This is a genomic window from Halochromatium glycolicum (genome assembly GCF_016584085.1).
Lineage (GTDB): Bacteria > Pseudomonadota > Gammaproteobacteria > Chromatiales > Chromatiaceae > Lamprobacter > Lamprobacter glycolicus.
Genome location: NZ_NRSJ01000006.1, coordinates 74207 through 97627 on the forward strand (window position 1 = coordinate 74207; position 23421 = coordinate 97627).

A 23421-nucleotide genomic window follows, 5' to 3' on the forward strand; every position below is an offset into this window, starting at 1 on the left:
CTGCCCTGACATCGCCCCACCCGATTCTGCCTCATCATTGCCGCATCCCCCCTTTACCCCGAATCAAGGCCTCCGGGTGCCGGTCCAGATAGTCTGCAAAGGTCCGGATCGAGCGCGCCGCCGAGCTCAGATCACGCAGGGTGCGGACCATCTCATTGTTCAGTGGCGCATCCGGCCCGACCAGCCCATTGATGTTCTCGACCGCCCGACGCGCCTCGGTCAAGGTCGCCGTCATCTCGGGCGCAATCCGGGTGTCAAGCTGCTCGGCCAGTGCGCTGAGATCGGTCAGGGTCTGTTCCAGATCCGCAATGGCGCGTTTCAGCTCGGGCCCAGTGGCGATCTCGCGGATACTACCAAGGATGACGGTGAGCTCGCTTCCGATCTGCTCGAGCGGGAAGGCATCCACCTTGGCCAAGACGTCCCTGAGCTTGGTCGTGATCGCCTCGATCGGGGCCGGCACCGTCGGCAGCACGCGATAGCCGTTCCGTTCGCTCAGCTCGGCCGGCGGCGCATCGGGATGGAAGTCGAGGTCGACATAGAGCTGACCGGTCAGCAGGCTGCCTGTCTTCAATTGCCCGCGCATCCCGGCCGCGATCAGCTTCTTGAGCACATCCGAGTCCCCGGCAAGCACCTGATCGACGCCCTGATCGACGCTGATCCGCTCGGGTTCGATCTCGATCAGGACCGGGATCGAGAACGCGAGCCGATCCGGATCGAACCGCAGCTGGATATCCAGCACCTCGCCGACCTGAATCCCGTGCAGCATCACCGGTGCGCCAATGCTTAGGCCCCGCACCGAACCGGAGAACAGCATCAGGTAGCGCTCCTTGTTCAGGTAGGTGCGCTCGTGCGCGGCGGCGCGACTCGCATAGAGCGGGAAGAATTGATTCGCGGACGCCTGCGCCCCCTTGGTCTCGAGCGTGTCCGGGGTATCGAAGGCGACCCCGCCGAGCAGGATCGACACCAAGGATTCGGTATTCAGCGCCACCCCGTCCGCCGAGAGGTCGAGATCGATGCCGCTGGCGTTCCAGAAGCGGGTATTGGTATAGACCAACCGGTCATGCGGCTTGGTGACGAACACATCGATCGTGACCGCCGCGCCATCGTCGTCGAGCTGGTAGTTGATCACCTGGCCGACCTGGATATGGCGGTAATAGACCGGCGAGCCCAGATTCAACGAGCCGAGCGTCGGCGAGCGCAATCGGAAGCGGGTCCCGGGCTCGTCGGTGGTGATCACCGGCGGCTCCGCCAGCCCCTTGAAGTGTCGGGTCGAACGGCCGTCCATCACTGGATCGATCGCGATATAGGCGCCCGAGAGCAGGGTCTCGAGCCCCGAGACCCGGCTCGCGGTCACCCGCGGTCGCGCGACCCAGAAGCGGGTCTCCTCGGTCAGATAGCGCTCAGAGCCGCTGGTGAGCTGGGCCGTGACCTTCACCCCCTCGAGATCATCGGTGACGTCGATACGGGTGACCTGGCCGATCTCGACATCCTTGAACTTGACCTTGGTCTTGCCCGCCTGCAGGCCGGAGGCGGTCTTGAAGCTGATGGTGATCGTCGGCCCCTGCTCCGACCAGGTCTTGTAGGCGAGCCAGCCGCCGACGATCAGCGCGATCAGCGGCAGCAGCCAGACCAGCGAAAAGCGGTCGCGCTGGATGACCTCGGCCTCCGGCAGCGCCGGCTCGGCCGAACCCGCCGGTCGCTGGGCTTGGCCTTCAGACGGCATTGGCCGGTGCCTCGCTCGGGAGCGCGCCGCGCTTCGGGGTCTGGCTGCGCTCCGGGCTTTGGGTCGGGCTCCCGCCTCGGTTGTCAGGCCGGTCGTCCGCCCGCTCATCGGCCCGTTGCTCACCCAGCTGCTCGCCCCGGCCCTCGCCCCAGCCCTCGCCCCAACACCCGGCCTGGCGCAGCGAATCCCAGATCAGCCGCGGATCGAACGCCATCGCCGCGAACATCGTCAGGATCACCACGGCGCAGAAGAACACCGCCCCGGCCTCGGCCTGGATGCTGGCCAGATTGCCCAGATGGACCAGCGCGACCAGGATCGTCACCACATAGACATCGACCATCGACCAGCGGCCGATCGCCTCGGTGATCCGATACAACCGCGTCCGATCACGCGGTCGCCAGTCTGAGCGCAACTGGACCGAGAGCAGCAGGAAGATCAGGATCAGCAGCTTCAGCAAGGGCACGAAGATGCTGGCGATGAACAGGATCGCGGCCAACGGCAGCATCCCGTGCTCGAGCAGGAACACCACGCCGCTGAAGATGGTGTCCGACTGGGTCTGCCCGAGGCTGGTCACGGTCATCACCGGGTAGACGTTGGCCGGCACGTAGAAGACCAGCGCCGCCAGCACCAGCGCCCAGGTGCGCTGCAGGCTGCGCGGCTTGCGCCGATGCAAGACATCCCGACAGCGCGGGCAGCGCAGGCGCAACTGGCGGCCGCGCCCGGCGCGCTCACGCTCGGCCTCCTGTTCCGGCACGACCAGCTCGCAGACGTCGCAGCCGAGCACCGGCTCACCGCGGCGCGGGGTTCGGCGCAGGCGTGCCGGCAGTGGCACCCGCTCCCAGACGATATCCGGGTCGAGCGCCGAGTGGGCCGCCGCCAGCACGAAGATCAGCGCGACGAACGCGAACAGCGAGGTCCCCGGCACGATGGTCGCCATCTCCGAGAGCTTGACCACCGAGACCAGGATGCCGATCAGAAACACATCCATCATGCCCCAGGGCAGCATGGTCTTGAACCAGCGGAACAGCGTCGGATACCCCGGAGGCAGCCGACCGCCCAGCTTCAATGGGGTCAGTACGATCAGGAGCAGTAACAGCTGCAGTCCAGGGGCCAGAATCGCGGTGAAGAAGACCACCGCTGCGACCACGGGCTTGCCCTGTTCGGCCAGATCGGCGACGCCGGTGAACAGCGTCGTCTCGGTGCGCTGCCCCTGCATCTCGAACGACAGGAACGGGAAGCTGTTGGCGACGACGAACAGGATCATGCCGGTCAACGCCAAGGCCAGGGTGCGATCCAGGCTCGCCGGCCGGTGGCGATGCAGCCGGTATCCGCAGCGCACGCAGCGCGAGGCCCCACGCGGCGGCAGCGGCGGATTGCGCTGCAGCAGATCGCACTCCTCGCACAGGGCCAGGCGATCGCAGCCTGCCCCGACACAGTCTCGGTTCGGCGGGATCAAGGATTCCAAAACTTGATCAGACCGACGACGATGCCGCCGACGCCGAGAACGATCCCGAAGGACCAGATCATGAAATGGTCGATACGGCGGGTCAGCGCCTCGAAGCGCTTATCGGCTTGATCGAACCGCATCATCATGTCCTCGCGCAGGTCTTCGAAGCGCTTATCGACCTGCTCGAAGCGAGCCAACATGTCCTGCCGCGATTCCTCGAAGCGTTTATCGACCTGCTCGAAGCGACCGAGCATATCCTGCCGCAATTCCTCGAAGCGTCTGTCGATCTGCTCGAAGCGATCGAGCATATCCTGCCGCAATTCCTCGAAGCGCCTGTCGATCTGCTCGAAGCGTCTGTCGATCTGCTCGAAGCGTCTGTCGATCTGCTCGAAGCGATCGAGCATATCCTGCCGCGATTCCTCGAAGCGCCTGTCGATCTGCTCGAAGCGCTTGTCGACCTGCTCGAGGCGCTTATCGATCTGCTCGAAGCGCCGCTCCATCTGGGCGAAACCTTCGCGCATCAGCTCACGCTGATGCTTAAGCTCCTCCTCCACCCGCGCCATGCGCTCGCGCAGCTCGATCTCGTAGACCGCGGTTGGCTTGCCCAAGCTCTGCTCGGCCAGCCAACCGGCCATGTTGGTCTTGATGAAATCGATGTCTTCTTGGGTGAGCGTCATCGTCTCCTCCCTTGAGCTGGTCTCTCAAGGATATCGGCTGTTCCAGGCAACGGGAAGGCCAGGCTCTCAGCGCTGTAGGAGCCCGCTTGCGGGCGACCAGGCCGCGCTCAAGGCGGCGAAGATCGCCCGCAAGCGGGCTCCTACCTCACGACAATAGCGGGCAGCGACAATCGGTCTTGGGATTTCCGCTATCCTGCACGAGCCAGCGTCCAGAGCCGGCAACCGGATCAGCCGCGCACGAGCAGGACCAGCGTCAGCAAGACGGCGGCCTCGGTCAGCTCAACCAAGGCGCCCGCCGTATCGCCCGTGAAGCCGCCGAGTCGCTCCAACAGGCTCCGGCGCCAGCGCCACAGCAGCAAACCGGCGACCATCAGGGACACGAGCCCGGCGAGCCCAAGCCCAGCCAAGGCCAGCACCAGCAGCAGCGCACCGACGCTGAATCCGACCACGCCCTGGGCCGCACGGCGCGGCAGGGTTTGGCGCAGCGCGGTGCCGAGTCCCTCGGGCCGGGCCGAGATCGTGGTCAACGCAAGGACCAACAGCTGCAGACGCGCCACCGTCGGGGCCAATAGCAGAATGAGGCCGGCGGCCGGTCCGGCAGGCAGCGACGCGAGCGCGGCGAGCTTGACCAGCAGCACCAGTACGATAGCGACCACGCCCATCGAGCCGGTCAATGGGTCCTTGAGCAGCTCGAGCGTGCGCTCCCGGCTGCCGAGACCGCCGACCCAGGCATCGGCGCAATCGCTCAGCCCATCGAGGTGCAATCCGCCCGTTCCCCAGGTCCAGGCTACGAGCAGCAGCGCCGCGCTTGCTAGCGATGGCGCGCCGCCCGGCAGCACAGTCGTCGCGAGCCAGAGGACGGCCAATCCGCCACCGAGCAGCAACCCGACCAGCGGGTAGCAGAGGGCCGAGCGGCCGAGGGTCGCCGCATCGGCCGCGCCCGGATCAGGCAAGGGCGCCCGGGTCAGGAAACGCGCAGCGAGCAGACAGGGACGGATCATCGCTCAATAAATGCCGCGTGAGTCACGGTAACGCTCATGGCGGAGCGCCACTTGCTCGGGCGGTTCGTCCTCCGGCGGTTCCTCGTCGCACGGTAACGCTCATGGCGGAGCGCCACCCCGGAGCATGAAACGGGGCGGTCGATTGGGGCGACGCCAGGAGGCGCAGCACATTGCGGCCTGTTGGGCCTCTCACTACAAGGGTACTGTTTCACGGTAACCCTTTCGGCCGCCAGCGGATTCACGCCGCGCGCCAGCGCTGAAAGCGGGTCACGGCAGCGACAGCGAGCGCCCCGGCGAGCACCCCGACCAGTCCGTTCACGAGCAACGGCATCAGCGCCTCGAAGGCGCCGCCGAAGCCGTGCGCCAGATGCTCCAGGCCATGATGCAGCGCCGGCACGCCATGCACCAGGATACCGCCGCCGACCAGGAACATCGCGATCATCCCGAGCACCGACAACGCCTTCATCATGTAGGGCGCGACGAACAGGATCAGCCGGCCGAGCGCGCGCTTGGCCCGATCCGCTCCGGCCTCGCCCTCGGTCTCGGACAGCGCCAGCCCGGCGTCATCGAGCTTGACGATCCCGGCCACCAGGCCGTAGACGCCGACGGTTATCAGCAGCGCGATCCCGGACAGCACCAGCACCCGGGTCAGGAACGGCGCGCCGGCGACGGTGCCGAGCGTGATCGCGACGATCTCGGCCGAGAGGATGAAATCGGTCCGGATCGCACCGCGGATCTTGTCCTGCTCGAGCGTCTTGAGATCGATGTTCGGGTCGTTCAGCGCCTGGGTGATCTCCTCGTGATGCGACGCCTCGGCCTCGGCATCGTGCAGATACGTGTGCGCAAGCTTCTCGAAGCCTTCGTAGCAGAGGAAAAGTCCGCCTGCCATCAGCAGCGGCGTGATCAGCCAGGGCGCGATCGCGCTGATCAGCAGCGCCGCCGGCACCAGGATCAGCTTGTTGACCAGCGAGCCCTTGAACACCGCCCAGACCACCGGCAGCTCGCGCTCGGCGCGCACGCCGGTCACCTGCTGGGCGTTCAGCGCCAGATCATCGCCGAGCACGCCGGCGGTCTTACGGGCCGCGACCTTGGCCAGGACCGAGACGTCATCGAGCACGGTCGCCACATCATCGATGAGCGCCAGCAGGCTGGTGGCCATGGGGAGACTCCTTCGCTATCGCGGGCCGTTCGGGATCGGGAGGGCCGCAAGTTAGCAGCCTGCCCGAGCCCGAACAAGCCGCGGTACTCATGGCCAGCGGTTCATGCCCGATCGCCCACCGAGCGAGCAGAACCCGTGCGGACGCTGGGCGCCCCATCGCGATCGTTGCTCGGGGAATCGCTCAAGCGCATGGATTCAGCAAGCTTGAGCGGATCAGCACCAGCCGGCAGAAGAATGTTGGCGCCCGAGCGGGAGCCGCAGCCAGAGGCGGCCGCCCTAGTGCGCACGGCGGCCAGCCATCCCGCAGCATGAGACGATCACCCCCATTGTTTCACGGTCACCTTCAGTCGTCCGTCAGCCGAGCCTCGAGGGCCTCGAGGCTCGTCACCGGCGGCTCGCACTGGGTGCCGCGGCAGCGATAGGCCCGGATGTCGGGGCCGGGCGCCATCGCGGCCAGCGCGGACGGCAACCCGGTTGCTGCAGCCGGGATCGCGAAGACCAGACGCCGAGGTGCATAGGCGCGCTGCGCTGCGGCGCGCCAGGCGTCGAGCGCGTCCGTCGCTCGGGGGTCCACAAGGGCGCCCGCAACGGCGCCGGTCTCGGCGTCTGTCTCGGAGCCGGTCTGGGAGCCTCTCTCGGACGCAGCCGCCTGAGCACCGCGGATCACGACGAACTCGGGTGGGCGCAGATGCTCATCGAGCGCCATCAGCAAGGTGCCGTGCGCATAGGGGATGCGCCGGATCGCCTCGGAGGCCGCTTGCAATGTGCGCGCAGCGGCATCGAGGTAGCGCGGCTCGCCGAGCAGATGGCCGAGCCGCTGCAGGCTGAGCGCGGCGATGCCGTTGCCGGATGGCATCGATTCGTCGGCCATCGGCTTCGGGCGCTGCAGCAGGGTCTCGTGGTCGGCGCTGGTGAAGAAGAAGCCGCCGTGCTCGGCGTCCTCGAATTGGCTCAGCAGCACCTCGGCGAGCGCGACCGCCCAATCCAGATCCGCAGCATCGAAGCGGATCTGTAAGCGCTCCAGCAAGGCATCGAGCAGGAAGGCGTAATCATCGAGATAGGCGTTCAGGTGCGCCTTGCCGTCCTTGTAGGTCGCCAGCAGCCGGCCGTCGCGCCACAGGGTCTCGCGAATGAACCCGAGCGCCCGATCGGCCGAGTCGAGGTCCTCGGCCCGCTCGAGGAGTCGACCGCTGCGCAGCATCCCCTTGATCATCAGCGCGTTCCAGGAGGTCAACACCTTGTCGTCGCGGCCCGGACGCACCCGCTCAGCGCGGGCCGCGAGCAGCTTCGCCTTGGCGCTGGCAAGTCGCGCCTCGGCTTGATCCTCGGACAGCCCCAGCTCTGCGGCGATCTCGGCGAGCGTGCGATAGCCATGCAGATGCCATCGCCCCTCGAAGTTTGGCGGCCGATCCAGCCCGAACAGCGGCCTGATCAGCGCCAGCTCATCGGCATTGAGCAGCGCGGCAGCCTCATCGCGATCCCAGACGTAGAACCGGCCCTCCTCGCCCTCGCTGTCGGCATCCAGGGACGAGCAGTAGCCACCCTCCACGACCTGCATCTCCCGCCGCACCCAGTCGGCGGTGCCGAGCGCGGCATCGCGGAACAGCGGATCACCGGTCAGCTGCCAGGCGTCGACGCAGAGCGCGAGCAGCGGCCCGTTGTCGTAGAGCATCTTCTCGAAGTGCGGGATCATCCACTGATCGTCGACCGAATAGCGACAGAAGCCGCCGCCGAGCTGGTCGTTCAGCCCGCCGCGGACCATCCGCTCGAGTGTGAACCGGGCCATCTCGCGGGCCTGCTGATCCGGAGTACCAGCGGCAGCGCTGGCCGCATAGTGGCGCAGCAACAGCTCGAGATTGGTCGGATGCGGGAACTTGGGCGCCCGCCCGAAGCCGCCATGGGTCTTGTCGAAGCTGCCGGCGAGCTGCCGCCGGGCCTGATCGAGCGCGGAGAGGTCAGCGAGTGCATCGCCGCCGGGGGTCTCGAGCTGCGCCAGGGCAGCGCGCAGCGACTCGTTCTGCTCGCGGATCGCCTCAGGCTGCTCGCGGTAGGCCCGCTCGACGCCGACCAACAGCTCCTGGAACGACGGCAGGCCGTGACGACGCGCCTTCGGGAAATAGGTCCCGGCGAAGAAAGGGGCCCGATCATCCGGGGTCAGGAACACGGTCAGCGGCCAGCCGCCGGTACGCTGGGCCAAGAGCTGGTGCGCGGTCTGGTAGATCTTGTCCAGATCCGGCCGCTCCTCGCGGTCGACCTTGATGTTGATGAAGAGCCGATTCATCAGCGCCGCCGTCTCGGCATCCTCGAACGACTCGTGCGCCATCACATGGCACCAATGACAGGCCGAATAGCCGATCGAGAGCAGGATCGGCTTGTCCTCGGCGCGCGCCAGCGCCAGCGCCTCATCGCACCAGGGCCACCAGTGCACCGGATTCTCGGCATGCTGCTGGAGATAAGGGCTCGTGGTCTCGGCCAGCCGGTTGCGTGCGTCAGCGCCGGCCTCGCCGATGCTGTGACTTCCTTGGCTCTGGTCGGCTTTGTTCTGGCCAACTTTGCTCTGATCGGCCTGGCTCTGATCAGCTGCGCTCTGATTCGGTTGGTTCATCAGGGTCTCGCTCGGTTGCGGCGTTCTCTGCCGTGGGAGGTGGCCCCGATCTGCGCGCAGATCCAGCGTAAGCAGCATCTGATCGAGCTGTTCCGCTGCGCATGGAGCCATCGATTGATGGCCGTTTCGAGATTGCGCGCAATCATTGCGCGCAATCTGGGCTCGCCAGACGACATCGGCGAGAAGGCCCAGTACCGCCTAACGATCACGGCGGCCCGCCAACCCGGCGAATCAGACGCTCACAGCCGACGTTTCACGCTAAGGGTCCGTCCGCAAACAACCTGAACAGGTCTGGCCTGCTGGCCCCCATCACGCAAGGCCCGCTTTGCGAAAATGTTCAAGTTATTCGCGGACAAGCGCGAATGTTCATCGCACGGCGTGCCACCGCGGACGATGAATGTCGCGTGATTCAGGGTCACGCATGCCGTCTAGGCGACTCCCGCCAACGGCGGCCCCTTGAGCACCAGCGGCAGGCCGGCGACGGTCAGCACCACGCGCTGCGCCTGCGCGGCGATGCGCTGATGCAGGCTCCCGGCGAGATCGCCATACCGGCGCGCCAGCTCATTGACCGGGATCACGCCCATGTTGACCTCGTTGCCGACGAAGATCACCTGTCCCGGCAGCACCGGCAGCAGGGCATCGAGTGCGTCCAACTCGCGTTGCAGGCGCCCGGCCTCCTCGGCCCAGAGCAGATTCGCGAGCCAGAGCGTCAGGCACTCGACCAGCACGCACCGGCCGGGACCGCAGCAGGATTCGAGCACGGCCGCCAGCGCCAGCGGTTCTTCGATAAGCCCCCAGTCGGCCGGCCGCCGCTGCCGGTGCGCCGCGATCCGCGCCCCCATCTCCTGATCGCTCGCCGTCGCGGTGGCGACATAGGTCACCGGCAGCCCGGAAGCCCGTGCCAGCTGCTCGGCGAGCCGGCTCTTGCCCGAGCGCACGCCGCCGAGGATCAGGGTGCGACCACTTGCCTCGTCTTGAGCAGACATTAGAAAGGCGAAGACCTCAGGGCTGATAGAGCAAGCTCACGAACAACGTGCGGCCCGGCTGATTGTAGTAGGCGGCGGTCTCGTAGTCCTCATCGAGCAGGTTCTCGACCCGCGCCTGCAGGCGCAACGCATCACTGAAGGCATAGTCGGCCCGCAGGTCGACCAGGGTGTAGCCATCGAGCCGAACCCGATTGGCGGACTCGTCGAAGCGCCGCCCCGAGACGAACAGGGTTCCGCCAACACCGATCCGCCCGAACTGCCGGTCGGCATCCAGCCGGAAGGTCTGCTCCGGACGGCGCGCCAGCAGATTGCCGTTGTTTGGACCCTCGGACTCGTTGCGCGGGTCGAGCAGCGTCAGGTTGGCGTCCAGCAGCCAGCCGGAGAGCTCAGCGGTGGTCCAGAGCTCCAGTCCGCGGATACGCGACTCATCGATATTCTCTGGCAGGTACTGGGTCCCGACCAGGTTGGTCGCGATCAATTCATCGACGTCGGTCTGGTAGAGATTGGCCGCCCAGCGCCCCCAGGGATGACCGCCGGCGAGTCCGACCTCGGCCGTGCGCGACTGCTCCGGCTTCAGGTCCGGATTGCCGAAGCCAGGAAAATAGAGCTCGTTGAAGGTCGGCGCCTTGAAGGCGGTGCCATAGCTTGCCGAGAGCCGCAGACCGTTGCCGAAACGATAACCGAGCGCGGCACTGCCGGTGCCATGGCCCCCGAACTGGGAGTTGTCGTCCTGCCGCAGACTGAGCTGGGCATCCAGCGCTCCGAAACGCCCGAGGTACTGGGCGAAGTAGCCGGTGTTATCGCGCGCGTCGTCGTTATAGATGAGGGTTGTAGAGATCTGATCGCGCTGATGGTCGACCCCTAACGTGAGCTGGTGACCGGGCGCCACCGCGATGTCGTTCTGCCAGCTCAGCAGATCGCGCCGGGTGTCGAAACGATCGAGGAAATCATCCTCATGATAGATCTTCGAGTCGTCCCAGCTGCGACCGATCTCGATGCGGCTCGACCAGATCGCCAACGGCTGGAGATCGAAGCGCAGCCGCGCGGTCTGCAGCGCGGTCTTGTCGCGGTTCCCGGCGAAGGCGCCCCCGTCGTATTCGGTCTCCCCTTCCGAGCGCATGAAGCTGGCCTCGACCTCGAGCCAATCGGCGAGATCCCAACCGCCGCTGAGACGGCCGTTCTTGTTGGTATAGCCGTCATCGTCCGGTTGATCGACGAAACAGCCACCGACGAAGGGCTCGCCATCGCAGGCGTTGAACCCTTGGGTCTGCTCGAAGCCGAGGCCCGCATCGAACCAGCCGCGCTCGGTGCCGGCCGAGAGGCCGCCGCTGGCGCGGATCGTATTGTGGGTGCCAGCCCCCAGGCTGAGGCGCGGCGTCAACGGACCCTGCTGACCACGGCGCGTCAAGATCTGGACGACGCCTCCGATCGCCTCCGAGCCATAGAGACTCGAGCGTGGGCCGCGCACGACCTCGACGCGCTCGATCTGCTCGACCGGGATATGCTGCCAAGGGGGCGCGCCCGTGGTCGCCGAACCCACCTTGATGCCATCGATCAGCACCAGCGTATGATCGGACTCGGTGCCGCGCAGATACAGGGAGGTACTGGCTCCCGGCCCGCCGGTGCTCGAGAGCGCCACACCCGGCAGCCCGCGCAGCACATCACGCATCGTCTTGGATTGGCGCTGCTCGATCTCGGCGCGATCGATCACCGTCACCGAGGCGAGCGTCTCGTCGGCGGTCTCGGCGGTCCTTGCCGCAGTCACCACCACCGGGCTCAGTTCGGTCACATCCTCCACCTGCGCCCGGGCCGACGGATTGACGCCGAGACCAGCGGCAACGATGATCGAGAGCGGAAGCGCCAATAGAGCGCGCGGGAAGCGCGCGCTCGAAAGACAGGCGCTCGACGAGGGGGGGTGATGCATAGCAGATGTCCTGGCAGGCCTCCGCACACCCGCGGAAGCATTGGGCGATTCAAGGCCCGCCTGAGGACACCGACGGCAACGGACTGCAGGGTGGGAGCAATGCGCACTGCCACCGGACACCGCCCTCCGCGGTCCCAGCATGTGGCAGAAGGCCGGTCTCCGGGCTTGCGAGCCGATCACCGCGCCGCTCCGGTTCACGGAGCCTCTCAGGGATCGCGGCAGCGACGCCTTCCCACAGTCCGGTTAAACCGGTCCGCAGTGGCTTTCGATCGCGCCGATCACTCGCCTACCGTTGCGGGGGCAGCGCCGGACTGACGGACGCATCGCGTGTCCGCTGGACCGGCTTCCCGTTTCACCTCGCCATCACGGCGAGGCACCTCACTGCATAACACGCTCAAGGTAGGGTTTTGCGCCAACGGGCGTCAACTGGCAAACGGCGTATTATTGAGCCTGATCAGTGCCGTCATCCGCCCGAGCATCCGACAATTAACGGTTCGGCACGCGCCGGTGCAGAATGTTGGCGCGACGGCAGTGTCTGTCACCCCAACTCGAGCCCCTCGATGCCTGATCAGTCCGCAATAGACTCCACAGCCGCCCCGACCGGCGAAGAGAGCCCAAGCATGGAACCTTATGTGATCGCCGTCGGCGCGTCGGCGGGCGGACTGGACGCGCTCGAGCGCTTCTTCCAGGCACTGCCGGTGCAGACCGGCGCGGCCTTCGTCGTCATCCAGCACCTCTCGCCCGATCACAAGAGCATGATGGGCAATCTGCTCGGGCGCTATACATCGATCCCGGTTGCGACGGTCGAGGACGGGATGACGATCGAGCCGGATCACATCTACCTGATCCCACCGGCGAGCATGATGAGCGTCTCGGGCAGCGAGCTGCACCTGCGCCCGAAGAGCCCGCGCGGTCTCGCGCTGCCGATCGATCTGTTCTTCGGCACGCTCGCACGCGCCTATAAGCAGCGCGCGATCGGCGTCATCCTCTCCGGAACCGGCTCCGACGGCACCCGTGGCGCGGTCGCGATCAACGACGCCGGCGGACTCTTGCTCGCGCAAGACCCGGAAACGGCCAAGTTCGACGGCATGCCGCGCAGCGTCATCGCCACCGGCCTGGTGGACGCCATCCTGCCGCCCGAGGAGCTCGGCCCGCGCATCCTCGACCATATCAGCCATGCCCCGAGCCGGCAGACGCCGCCCCGTGCCAGCGCCGCTGTCAGCTATGACCATGAAGGCGCACTCGAGGAAGCACTGCATCTGCTGCACCACCAAGGCGGGATCAACTTCCGCGACTACAAGCCGGCGACGGTGATGCGTCGGGTCGAGCGGCGCATGCAGGTCCGCCATGTGCCCGATCTCGGCAACTATGTCCGCTTGCTCGACGGCGACATCAGCGAACTCCATGCGCTGCGGCGTGAGCTGCTGATCCCGGTCACGAATTTCTTCCGCGATACCGAGGCCTTCGAGGCGCTCGCGGAGAAGGTGATCATGCCGATCGTCAAGGAGCACACCGAGAATCAACCGATCCGCGCCTGGGTGCCAGGCGTCTCGACCGGCGAAGAGGCCTATTCGATCGCGATCCTGTTCGCCGAGGCCTTCGATAAACTGCGCCGCTGGCCGGACTTCAAGCTCTTCGCAACCGATGTCGAGCAGCACAACGTCGACACCGGCAGCGCTGGCATGTTCTCGGAGTCGATCGCGGCCGAGGTCTCGCCGGAGCGGCTCGAGCGCTTCTTCTTCAAGCGCGGGAACCATTACGTCGTCAAGAACGATATCCGTCATAACATCGTCTTCGCCAAGCACAACCTGCTCGAAGACCCGCCGTTCACGCGGATGGACCTGATCTCCTGCCGCAATCTGCTGATCTATTTCCGCAACGATGCGCAGGAACGAGCGCTGCGCCGGCTGCAGTACGCCCTCGCGCCGGGCGGCTATCTCTTCCTCGGCTCCAGCGAGACCATCTCCAGCGTCCAGCGCGATTTCAGCGCGGTCAGCTCCAAGCACAAGCTCTACCGCGTCCTGCGCCACGGCGCCCCTCCGCTGGAGTCGAACCTCCCGAGCGGACGTCTGAGCGCACCAAGCTCGCGTCCGGCCACCCAGCGCGCCCGTGCCAACAGCGATGCCGTGGCCATCGATGCGAGCCAGTCGGTGCTGTTGCGCGGCTACGCACCGATCAGCCTCCTGCTCAACAGCAATCAGGAGCTGATGCACGTGTTCGGTGACGTCTCGCGCTATCTCAGCATCGGTGAAGGGACGGTCTCGCTCGACATCGGCAAGCTCCTGCCCGGCTCATTGGCCCCGGTCGCCCAAGCGCTGCTGCACAAGGTCATGGTGAGCAAGGAGCCGCTGCGCTCCGATATCGTCCGCGTTGAGCTCGCCAATGGTGAGCATGAGCGGCTGCGCTTGGTGGTGCGCCATGTCCCGCAGGACGGCGGCGACGGTTGGCTGCTGCTCTCGTTCGAGCCCGAGCCGGAGCCAGCGTCTGAGCCGCCGACCGACGAAGCGGTTCAGACCATGGATATGGACGCCGAGTCATCCGACCGCCTGCAGACACTCGAGCGCGAGCTCGCGGTCACACGCGAGAGCCTGCAGGCGACGATCGAGGAGCTCGAGACGGCCAACGAGGAGCTGCAGGCCACCAACGAGGAATTGATGGCCTCGAACGAGGAATTGCAGAGCTCGAACGAGGAATTGCAGTCGGTCAACGAGGAGCTCTACACCGTCAACTCGGAGAACCAGGAGAAGATCGAGATCCTCAATCGCCTCAATGCCGATCTCGACAGCATGGCCAAGGCCGCTGCGATCGCGACGGTCTTCGTCGATAACGAGCTCAAGCTGACGCGCTTCACGCCGGAGGCCACCAAGCTCTTCAAGATTCGGGATGCCGACCTCGGCCGCTCGATCGACGACTTCACCAATCTGCTCGATTATCCGGACTTCTACGCCGAGCTGAAGAAGACCATCGAGGACGGCGAGATGCTCCAGCGCGAGGTCACGGCCGGCAATGACCGGGTCTACCTCGCACGGGTGCTGCCCTATGCCGTGCGCCAGGGCGCACCGCGCGGGGCGGTCGCGACCTTCGTCGACGTGACCACATTGCGCGATATCGAGCGCATGCAGGCGGTGCTCGATTCGCTGCCCGAGCACATCGCAGTGCTCGACGCCCAGGGCCGCATCACGATGATCAACCACGCCTGGCGCGCGTTCGCCTGTGGCAACGGCGATCCCAATCTGCAGGCGAGCGGCCCGGGGAGCAGCTACCTCGAGGCCTGTCAATCCGGCACCAACGCATCCGACGCCGAGTATGCCCAGGCCGCCGCCGAGGGCCTGCAGGCCCTGTTAAACGACGAGCGCGAGCAGTTTTCAATGGAGTACCCTTGCCATTCCCCGGATCTCGAGCGTTGGTTCGTGATGCACGCCGCCCCGATCAAACATCCTGCTCGCGGTGTCGTCGTCAGTCACATCGACATCAGCGCGTGGAACCGAGGCAGAACATCGGCAGACTAGACGGTTCCGACCGCTCGCTTCCGGTCGTCCCAATGCGAGTCGGCACCCCTGCCCAAGACAGCATCTGCTCGACCTATGAACCAGGACCACGAGCCCAAGCGAGAAACGGCCCGAGACGAGGCGCATGAGCTCGAGCGGTTTCGAGAACGTGCACTCGCGGCACTCCGTGAGGGCCGCTTCGACCTGGCCCAAGAGCTGATCGCCAACGGCGATGTCAGCTTCGAGACGCTGATCGAGAATGTCCGGATCTATCAGGCCGAGCTCGAGATCCAGAACGAGGAGCTGACCCGCAGCCAACAGCTCAGCGCACAGGCGCTCGAGCGCTTCTCGGCGTTCTTCCATAACACGCCGATCGCCGAGATGGTCGTCGACCGGCACGGGCTCATCATCGAGGCCAATCCGGCCGCGAGCGAGCTGTTCGCGCTGCGCGATCTGAGCGCTCACCACCATTTCTTGCTTCGGCTGGTCGCAGAACGCGACCGCGGCAGCTTCCTGGACCTGCAGAGAACGCTGACGCAGGGCGAAGCGCCGAGCGCCGAGCGCACCGACCTCAGGCTCTGCACCACCAACGGCAACGAGTTCATCGGGGACCTCCACGGCGCACGCCTGCCGGACACCACCAGCGGCGAGCCGCGCATCCTCTGCGCGGTGGTCGACCGCACCGCGATCGCCCGGCAGCAGCGCGAGCTCAAGCACGCCTACGACCGCCTGGCCCGCAGCCAGGAGGCCTATCATGTGCTGGCCGAGTACAGCCCGGACTGGGATTACTGGCTCAGCCCCGAGGGACGGTTCATCCATGTCTCGCCGGGCTGCCGAGCTGTGACCGGCTATAGCGCCGGCGCCTTCCTCGACGATTCCGGGCTGATCAATCGCCTGATCCACCCCGACGACCGCCCGCGTTGGGAGGCCCATCTCGAGAAGGCGATCAGGGCTGTCCACCGCGACGAAGCACCGATGCTGTTCCGGCTTCGGCACCGCAACGGCGGCTGGCGCTGGATCGAGCACGAGTGCTGTCCGGTCATCGCCGACGACGGTCGTTATCTCGGGCGGCGGGGCGTCAACCGGGATGTGACGACCCGGCAAGAGGCCGAGGCCGGCGTGCGGGAACTGCGCAACATGCTGGTCGACGCCGAGCGCATCGCCAAGGCCGGTGCCTGCTCCTGGCAGCAGGGTGACGAGCTGATCCAGGTCTCACCGGGCTGGCAGCATATCCATGCCGCTGACCGCTCGGCCTACAGTCTCGACGAGCTCAGTCGCGGCTTTGCACACCCAGATGACGCCGAGCGCGTCGCGGCTGCGCTGCGCCAGGCATTCGACGACCAAGGCGAAGGCTACGAGCTCGAGTACCGCATCCGGCGCGCCGATGATGGCAGCACCCGCTGGGTGCGCACCCGCACCGAAGTGGTCCGCGATGACGGCGGACGAACGCTCCAGGTTCGCGGGACCGTGGTCGACATCACCAGCGAGGTCGAGGCCAAATCCCGTCTCGAGGAGAGCGAGCGCCATCATCGGGCGCTGTTCGAGTCCGCAGCCGAAGGGATGCTGGTGCTGCAGGCGTCACGGATCACCGCAATCAATACCGCCGCCCTGAAGATGCTCGGCTATGAGCAGCCCGAGGCCCTGCTCGGCAAGCGCCCGGACGAGATCTCACCGCCGATGCAGCCCGGCGGGCGCAGCTCGAGCCGCGAGGTGGAGCGCCTGATCGGTGGTGCGACGAACGACACCACAGCGGGCGGCACACAGCGGTTCGACTGGGTGCATCTGCATGCAGACGGGTCAGCCGTGCCGGTCGAGGTCACCTTGGTGCCGGTCGCGATCGAGGGGAATCCAGGGTATTTCGTCCATTGGCACGACCGCACGCTGGAGGCGAAGGCACGCCAGCGCGAGATCCAGGCCTCGACCGTGTTCGAGAACACGGCCGAGGCGATCATGGTCACCGACGCCGAGCAGCGCATCCTGGCGGTCAACAGCGCATTCACCCAGATCACCGGCTTCGAGGAACCGGAGGTCAGCGGGCGGTCCCCGCGCATGCTCGCCTCCGGTCATCATGATGCGGCGTTCTTCAAGCGCATGAACCTCACGATGGAGCGCACCGGCTCGTGGAGCGGCGAGATCTGGAATCGCCGCAAGAACGGCGAGGTCTATCCGGCGCGCATGACCATCAGCCGGGTCACCGATGACGCCGACGAGCTCAGCAACTACGTCGGGCTGTTCAGCGACATCAGCGAGGCCAAGCGTTCCGAGGAAGAGCTGTACCGGCTCGCCCACAGCGATTCCCTGACCGGACTGGCGAACCGCGCCTTGCTGCGGGCACGCCTGGAGCAATCCCTGCTGCGCGCGAAACGTGATCACCATGCGCTCGCCCTGCTGTTCATGGACCTCGACCTATTCAAGAACGTCAACGACAGCCTGGGCCATTCGGTCGGCGATGAGCTGCTGATCGAGGTCGCCCAGGTGATCACGAGCCAGGTCCGTGCCGGAGACACGGTCGCCCGGATCGGCGGCGACGAGTTCGTGATCCTGATGGATGATCTCAGCGACGGGGCTGAGGCCGTTGCCCATCTCGCCCAGCGCCTCTGTCAGCGCGTATCGCAGCCGTTACAGGTCGCTGAACGCGAGCTGCAACTGACCGTCAGTATCGGTATCAGCCTGTTTCCCGACGATGGCGATTGCATGGATACGCTTCTCAGCAACGCCGATCTCGCGATGTATCGGGCCAAGGATCAAGGCCGCAACACCTACCACTTCTTCGAGACCGAGATGACCGAGCGCGCGGTGCAACGGCTCCATCTCGAGACGGCGTTGCGCGGGGCCATCGCCCGCAATGAGCTCGAGCTGGTCTACCAGCCGCAATTTCGGCTCGCGAACGGCGACCTCTGCGGCGTCGAGAGCCTGCTGCGCTGGACCCACCCTGAGCTCGGCACCATCTCGCCGGCCAAGTTTATCCCGGTCGCCGAGGAGATCGGGATGATCAGCGAGCTTGGGCGCTGGGTATTGACCGAGGCCTGCAACCAGCTTACACGCTGGGACGCCGAGGGGTTCCGGGTCCCGAGCCTGTCCGTCAACGTCTCGGTCCATCAGGTCGAGCGGATCGATCTGATCGATGAGATCAAGGGCATCATCGCGGCGACGGACGTGGACCCGGATCGGCTCGAGCTCGAGGTCACCGAATCGGTGTTCATGCGCAACGTCGAGCGGGTGGTCGAGAACCTGAACGCATTGCGCGATCTTGGCATCAGACTCGCCGTCGACGACTTCGGCTCGGGGTTCTCATCCTTGGGCTATCTGAAGCAGCTCCCAATCAGCCGGTTGAAGATCGACAAGACCTTCGTCGACGGGGTCGATACCGACGCGAACGACAGCGCCATTGCGCGCGCGGTCATCGTCCTAGGCCGGGCGTTGGGCCTCGAGGTCATCGCCGAAGGCGTCGAGACACAGGCACAAGCAAGCTTCCTCGAGAACGAAGGCTGCGATGCGGTCCAAGGCTACCTGTTCGCAAGACCGATGGCAGCCGGTGCATTGCGCGACCAGCACTATGCAGTAACCGATTGACGAGACGAGTCGCCGCGGAGAGACATGGACACCGACCAGCCGACCAAAGCGCCAGCCTTTCCGCTGACCCCCGACCAGGTCGAGGAGATGCTGGACGCGGCCGAGCGGATGGCGCAGCTCGGTCACTGGTTCTTGGATGTCGCGACCCAGCGCCCGATCTGGTCCAAACAGGTCTTCGCGATCTTCCGCCGTGATCCAGAGCGCGGCGAGCCGTTGATCAGCGACCTCCGGCGCTATCTCCACGCCGAGGATTGGCCGCAGCTGAAGCAGGCCATCGACGCCTGCGGCGCGCACGGCACCCCCTACGACCTGACCTTCCGCATCCGCCGCGACGACGCCAGCGAGGGCCATGCACGCGTCTATGGCACGGCGATGCGGGAGACCGATGGCTCGATCCGAAAGCTCGCCGGCTTCATTCAGGACGTCACTGCACAACAGGCGGTGAACACCGCATTGCGCGAGCGCGAGGCCAACTACCGCCTGCTGGTCGAGCAACAGACCGACCTGATCGTCAAGGTCGATGCCGCAGGGCGTTTCCTGTTCGTCAGTCCCGCCTACTGCCGCACCTTCGCCAAGGGCGAGCACGAGCTCCTGGGCCGGAAGTTCATGCCGTTGGTGCACCCGGAGGATCGCGCCCAGACCGAGCGTGCGATGGCCGATCTCTATCGCCCCCCGCACCAGTGCTACCTCGAGCAGCGGGCGATGACGAGCCAGGGCTGGCGTTGGCTTGGCTGGTCCGACTCGGCCATCCTCGACGAGCAGGGGCAGGTGACCGCGATCGTCGGTGTCGGGCGCGACATCCATGAGCGCAAGCTTGCCGAGCTGGCCCTGTCGCGTGCTCAGCGCATGCTCGACCTCGCCCTCGAATCCGGTGGCATCGGCACCTTTACGGCCGACTTCAAGACCGGTGAGGTCAGCGTCGACGAGCGTTATCTCGAGCAGCTCGGCTACAAGCCCGGCGAACTCGAGGTCGACTACGACTGGTGGTTGCAGAACGTCCACCCGGACGACATCGCCAGCTTCGCCGACCAGACCGACCAGGTGCTCTACGGCGGACTGGACGACTTCACGGCCGAGTATCGCATTCGGCACCGCGACGGACACTGGGTCTGGATTCAGGATCATGCGCGCGTCTATGAGCGCGACGCAGACGGGGCTGCGCTGGCGGCCACCGGCCTGCACCTCGACATCACCCGGCGCAAGGAGGCCGAGCTGAAGCTCGCCTACAACGCCGATCATGACCCCTTGACCGACCTCCTCAACCGCCGCGGGATGTGGCGCTCGATCCGCCGTATCCACGCGCAATGCACCCGCGGACACCATCCCTACTGCATCGCGATCCTGGATCTGGATCACTTCAAACAGGTCAATGACACCTATGGCCACGTCGCAGGCGATGCGCTGTTGCGCGAGATCGCACGGCTGCTGAGCAGCCAGAGCCGCGAGGCCGATTGGATCGCCCGCTGGGGTGGCGAAGAGTTCCTGATCCTGATGCCCGATACCGACATCCAGCAAGGCCGCGTCCTGACCGAGCGCCTGCGCGAGCAGATCGCCCAAGCACGCTTTCAGGTCGAGGGACACGCACTGACGATCACCAGCAGCGCCGGCCTCGCCGCCTGCGCCCTCGGAAGCGACAGCCAGGACGCTGTAGTCAATCGCGCCGACCGGGCGCTCTACGCGGCCAAGCAGGCAGGGCGCAACCGCGTCTGCGACCTCACCTCCAGCGCGCGCGCCTGAGAGGCCGGTTCAGCACCACCGCCTCCAATGCGGCACCGAGCACACCCCTAGAGAGCCGTCCTTCCATGACCCGAATCCGCGAAGAGGACCTGATCGCCAGCGTCGCCGACGCGCTGCAATACATCTCCTACTACCATCCGCCCGACTACCTGCGTGCCCTGACCGCCGCCTACGAGGCCGAGGAATCGCCCGCGGCCAAGGACGCGATGGCCCAGATCCTGATCAACTCCCGTCTCTGCGCCGAAGGCCACCGCCCGATCTGCCAGGACACCGGCATCGTCATCGCCTTCGTCAAGGTCGGGATGGGGCTGCAATGGGACAGCCGTCGCAGCCTGCAGGCACTGATCGACGAAGGCGTCCGCCGCGCCTACACCGATCCGAGCAACATCCTGCGCGCCTCGATCGTCGACCCGCCGATCGGCGGCCGCCGCAACACCGGCGACAACACCCCGGCGATCGTCCATACCGAGCTCGTCCCCGGCGAGACCCTCGAGGTCGAGCTCGCGGCCAAGGGCGGCGGCTCCGAGAACAAGGCCCGCTTCGCGATCCTGAATCCGAGCGCCAGCGTTGTCGACTGGGTGCTCGAGCAGCTGCCGAGCATGGGCGCCGGCTGGTGCCCGCCCGGCATCCTTGGCCTCGGCATCGGCGGCTCCGCCGAGAAGGCGATGCTGATGGCCAAGGAGGCGCTCAACGCCCCGATCGACATCCATGCGCTCAAGGCGCGCGGTCCGGCCGACGCGATCGAGGCGATGCGCCTCGAATTGCACGAAAAGGTCAACGCGCTCGGCATCGGCGCCCAAGGGCTCGGCGGCCTGACCACGGTGCTCGACGTCCACATCCGGATCTTCCCGACCCACGCCGCCTCGCTGCCAGTCGCCTTGATCCCGAACTGCGCTGCCACCCGCCACTGCCGCTTCACCCTGGACGGCTCCGGCCCCGCGCAGCTCGACCCGCCGAAGCTCGACACCTGGCCGCAGATCACCTGGGACGCCGCCGCCGGCGCGCGCCGGGTCGACCTGAACACAGTCACCCGCGGCGAGATCGCCCGCTGGCAGCCGGGCGAACGGCTGCTGCTCTCCGGCAAACTGCTCACCGGCCGCGACGCCGCCCACAAGCGCCTGATCGAGCTCATCGAGCGCGGCGAGCCGCTGCCCGACGGCGTCGACCTGAGCAACCGCTTCCTCTACTACGTCGGCCCGGTCGACCCGATCGGCGACGAGGTCGTCGGCCCCGCCGGCCCCACGACCTCCACCCGGATGGACAAGTTCACCGAGCGGCTGCTCGCCGCGACCGGCCTGATCGGCATGATCGGCAAGGCCGAGCGCGGCCCGGAGGCGATCGACGCCATCCGCCGCCATCGCGCCGTCTATCTGATCGCGGTCGGCGGCGCCGCCTATCTGGTCTCCAAGGCGATCAAATCCGCCCGCCTGGTCGCCTTCGAGGACCTCGGCATGGAGGCGATCCGCGAGTTCGAGGTCGAAGACATGCCGGTCACCGTCGCCGTCGACACCGAGGGCGTCTCGGTCCACGAGACCGGCCCGCGCCAATGGCGCTCGCGCATCGCCGAGATCCCAATCCGTGTGGAATGAGCGGCATCGGCTGATCATCGAGGCCGCCTGACCGGTCAACGCATCCACCACCAGGAGCCAGCGCATTGAGTGAGCAAACCGCCTTCCGCATCCATCAAGACGACCAGGGCCATCGCGCCGGCGTCGAGCGCATCGCCACACCTACCCCGCGTGAGGGCGAGGTCCTGCTGCGCGTCAGCCATTCCAGCGTCAACTACAAGGACGCCCTCGCCGGCGCCGGCCGCGGCAAGGTGATCAAGCGCTTTCCGATCACCGGCGGCATCGATGCCGCCGGCCAGGTCGAGCAATCGCGCCACCCCTGCTGGAAGGCGGGCGACGCGGTCATCGCCACCGGCTTCGGCATGGCCTTCGATCACGACGGCGGCTATGCCGAGACCCTCTGCGTCCCCGGCGACTGGCTCGCCAAGATGCCGGACGGTCTCGACCCGCGCCAGGCCATGATCCTTGGCACCGCCGGCTTCACCGCCGCGCTGGCCGTGCACCGACTGCTGGTCAACGGCCAGCACCCCGGACTCGGCCCGATCCTGGTCACCGGCGCCAGCGGCGGTGTCGGCTGCCTCGCGATCGCGATCCTCGCGCAGCTCGGCTTCGAGGTCGTCGGCGTCTCCGGCAAGGCCGATCTCCACGACTGGCTCACCCAACTCGGCGCCAGCCGCCTCATCGGCCGCGACGAACTCCCCGGCGGCGACCGCCCGCTCGAGAAGGCCATCTGGGGCGGCGCCGTCGACAACGTCGGCGGCCCGATGCTCGCACGGATCACCCGCACCGTCGTCACCTACGGCAACATCGCCAGCATCGGTCTCGCCGGCGGCAGCGACCTCGAGACCACGGTGATGCCCTTCATCCTGCGCGGCATCAGCCTGCTCGGCTGTCATTCGGTCGAGATCCCATTCCCGCTGCGCGCCGAGCTCTGGCGCCATCTTGCCAGCGACTGGCGACCGGCCGATCTCGATTCCCTGGTCAGTGACGAGATCGACCTGAACGCCCTCCCCGCAACCTTCGACCGGATGCTCGCCGGCGAGACCCACGGCCGCATCCTGGTCAGGCCCGGCTAAATGCGTGCCAGCAGCCACGCAAACCCAGCGCCCTCCCAAACCTGAGCGCAGCCAACACCAATGTCTAATCCCGATCGCCTAGTGCATCGCCTCAGAAATGCCGAGACCCCTTTCCTGCCATCTGGCTCTCAGCGCTGTAGGAGCCCGCTTGCGGGCGATCTTCGCAGCCGTAAGCGCGGCCTGGTCGCCTGCAAGCGGGCTCCTACCCCACGACCATTGGCGGCAGCGACCATCGGTCTCGGGGTTTCCGCTGTCTTGCACTAGCGCTCGAGTCAGCCGCCACAGCGTCCGCAGCCAGCACGACAGCCGATGGTCCGGGACGGGCGGCGCCGCGCGGGGGCGTCGATCGCCAGGACGGCGATCGCCGAGCCTCCAAGGATGGATTCACGGCGTCCCCCGCGCGGCGCTGCCCGTCCCGGGCCCACCACCGCCCGCCCGACCTGCGCAAGCGGCCGAT

The 23421-nt window shown here is 66.6% G+C and carries 13 protein-coding genes and 1 riboswitch; of the genes, 5 read left to right on the top strand and 8 right to left on the bottom strand.

Features of this window, described 5'->3' with window-relative positions; genetic code table 11:
- Positions 1–34 precede the first annotated feature (34 nt).
- The 8 genes from CKO40_RS05285 to btuB form a co-directional block, all read right to left on the bottom strand.
- Positions 35–1723 (bottom strand): PqiB family protein, encoded by a 1689-nt coding sequence (locus CKO40_RS05285; protein WP_200345148.1) that lies wholly within the window; start codon positions 1721–1723, stop codon positions 35–37.
- The gene (locus tag CKO40_RS05290; RefSeq protein WP_242476849.1) at positions 1713–3179 is read right to left on the bottom strand and encodes a paraquat-inducible protein A; all 1467 of its coding nucleotides are present in this window, start codon (positions 3177–3179) and stop codon (positions 1713–1715) included. The genes CKO40_RS05285 and CKO40_RS05290 overlap by 11 nt, the downstream gene beginning before the upstream one ends.
- Positions 3176–3847, bottom strand: coding sequence for an AAA family ATPase (locus tag CKO40_RS05295; RefSeq protein ID WP_200345149.1), 672 nt, complete (start codon positions 3845–3847; stop codon positions 3176–3178). The genes CKO40_RS05290 and CKO40_RS05295 overlap by 4 nt, the downstream gene beginning before the upstream one ends.
- Positions 3848–4074: 227 nt before the next feature.
- Complete coding sequence (gene cobS, locus CKO40_RS05300; RefSeq protein ID WP_200345150.1) at positions 4075–4848, bottom strand: adenosylcobinamide-GDP ribazoletransferase; 774 nt, start codon at positions 4846–4848, stop codon at positions 4075–4077.
- A 238-nt stretch (positions 4849–5086) separates the two neighbouring features.
- Positions 5087–6007, bottom strand: coding sequence for a DUF808 domain-containing protein (locus CKO40_RS05305; protein ID WP_200345151.1), 921 nt, complete (start codon positions 6005–6007; stop codon positions 5087–5089).
- A 343-nt stretch (positions 6008–6350) separates the two neighbouring features.
- Complete coding sequence (locus tag CKO40_RS05310; RefSeq protein ID WP_200345152.1) at positions 6351–8612, bottom strand: thioredoxin domain-containing protein; 2262 nt, start codon at positions 8610–8612, stop codon at positions 6351–6353.
- A 428-nt stretch (positions 8613–9040) separates the two neighbouring features.
- Positions 9041–9598, bottom strand: a complete 558-nt coding sequence (gene cobU / locus CKO40_RS05315; protein ID WP_200345153.1) for a bifunctional adenosylcobinamide kinase/adenosylcobinamide-phosphate guanylyltransferase — start codon at positions 9596–9598, stop codon at positions 9041–9043.
- 16 nt (positions 9599–9614) lie between these two features.
- Positions 9615–11522: a TonB-dependent vitamin B12 receptor gene (gene btuB, locus CKO40_RS05320; protein ID WP_200345154.1), complete on the bottom strand. Its 1908-nt coding sequence runs from the start codon at positions 11520–11522 to the stop codon at positions 9615–9617.
- A gap of 133 nt (positions 11523–11655) precedes the next feature.
- A riboswitch (cobalamin riboswitch) is annotated at positions 11656–11918 on the bottom strand.
- A gap of 224 nt (positions 11919–12142) precedes the next feature.
- Between btuB and CKO40_RS05325 the strand changes: the two genes are divergently transcribed.
- From CKO40_RS05325 to CKO40_RS05345, 5 genes are all read left to right on the top strand, one after another.
- Positions 12143–15031 (top strand): chemotaxis protein CheB, encoded by a 2889-nt coding sequence (locus CKO40_RS05325; protein WP_242476842.1) that lies wholly within the window; start codon positions 12143–12145, stop codon positions 15029–15031.
- A 75-nt stretch (positions 15032–15106) separates the two neighbouring features.
- The gene (locus tag CKO40_RS05330; RefSeq protein ID WP_200345156.1) at positions 15107–18583 is read left to right on the top strand and encodes an EAL domain-containing protein; all 3477 of its coding nucleotides are present in this window, start codon (positions 15107–15109) and stop codon (positions 18581–18583) included.
- A 24-nt stretch (positions 18584–18607) separates the two neighbouring features.
- Positions 18608–20320 carry a sensor domain-containing diguanylate cyclase gene (locus tag CKO40_RS05335; protein WP_200345157.1) on the top strand — a complete coding sequence of 571 codons (1713 nt, stop codon included), beginning with the start codon at positions 18608–18610 and terminating at the stop codon, positions 20318–20320.
- Between the two features lie 65 nt (positions 20321–20385).
- Positions 20386–21909, top strand: a complete 1524-nt coding sequence (locus CKO40_RS05340; protein WP_200345158.1) for a fumarate hydratase — start codon at positions 20386–20388, stop codon at positions 21907–21909.
- 65 nt (positions 21910–21974) lie between these two features.
- Complete coding sequence (locus CKO40_RS05345; RefSeq protein ID WP_200345159.1) at positions 21975–22964, top strand: YhdH/YhfP family quinone oxidoreductase; 990 nt, start codon at positions 21975–21977, stop codon at positions 22962–22964.
- Positions 22965–23421: the final 457 nt, after the last annotated feature.

Bases quoted from the DNA above. Each gene is read 5' to 3' on its own strand.
- CKO40_RS05340 (WP_200345158.1), top strand. From the start codon at position 20,386: ATGACCCGAATCCGCGAAGAGGACCTGATCGCCAGCGTCGCCGACGCG.
- CKO40_RS05330 (WP_200345156.1), top strand. From the start codon at position 15,107: ATGAACCAGGACCACGAGCCCAAGCGAGAAACGGCCCGAGACGAGGCG.
- CKO40_RS05305 (WP_200345151.1), bottom strand. From the start codon at position 6,007: ATGGCCACCAGCCTGCTGGCGCTCATCGATGATGTGGCGACCGTGCTC.
- CKO40_RS05285 (WP_200345148.1), bottom strand. From the start codon at position 1,723: ATGCCGTCTGAAGGCCAAGCCCAGCGACCGGCGGGTTCGGCCGAGCCG.
- cobU (WP_200345153.1), bottom strand. From the start codon at position 9,598: ATGTCTGCTCAAGACGAGGCAAGTGGTCGCACCCTGATCCTCGGCGGC.
- CKO40_RS05335 (WP_200345157.1), top strand. From the start codon at position 18,608: ATGGACACCGACCAGCCGACCAAAGCGCCAGCCTTTCCGCTGACCCCC.
- btuB (WP_200345154.1), bottom strand. From the start codon at position 11,522: ATGCATCACCCCCCCTCGTCGAGCGCCTGTCTTTCGAGCGCGCGCTTC.
- CKO40_RS05310 (WP_200345152.1), bottom strand. From the start codon at position 8,612: ATGAACCAACCGAATCAGAGCGCAGCTGATCAGAGCCAGGCCGATCAG.
- CKO40_RS05325 (WP_242476842.1), top strand. From the start codon at position 12,143: ATGGAACCTTATGTGATCGCCGTCGGCGCGTCGGCGGGCGGACTGGAC.
- cobS (WP_200345150.1), bottom strand. From the start codon at position 4,848: ATGATCCGTCCCTGTCTGCTCGCTGCGCGTTTCCTGACCCGGGCGCCC.
- CKO40_RS05295 (WP_200345149.1), bottom strand. From the start codon at position 3,847: ATGACGCTCACCCAAGAAGACATCGATTTCATCAAGACCAACATGGCC.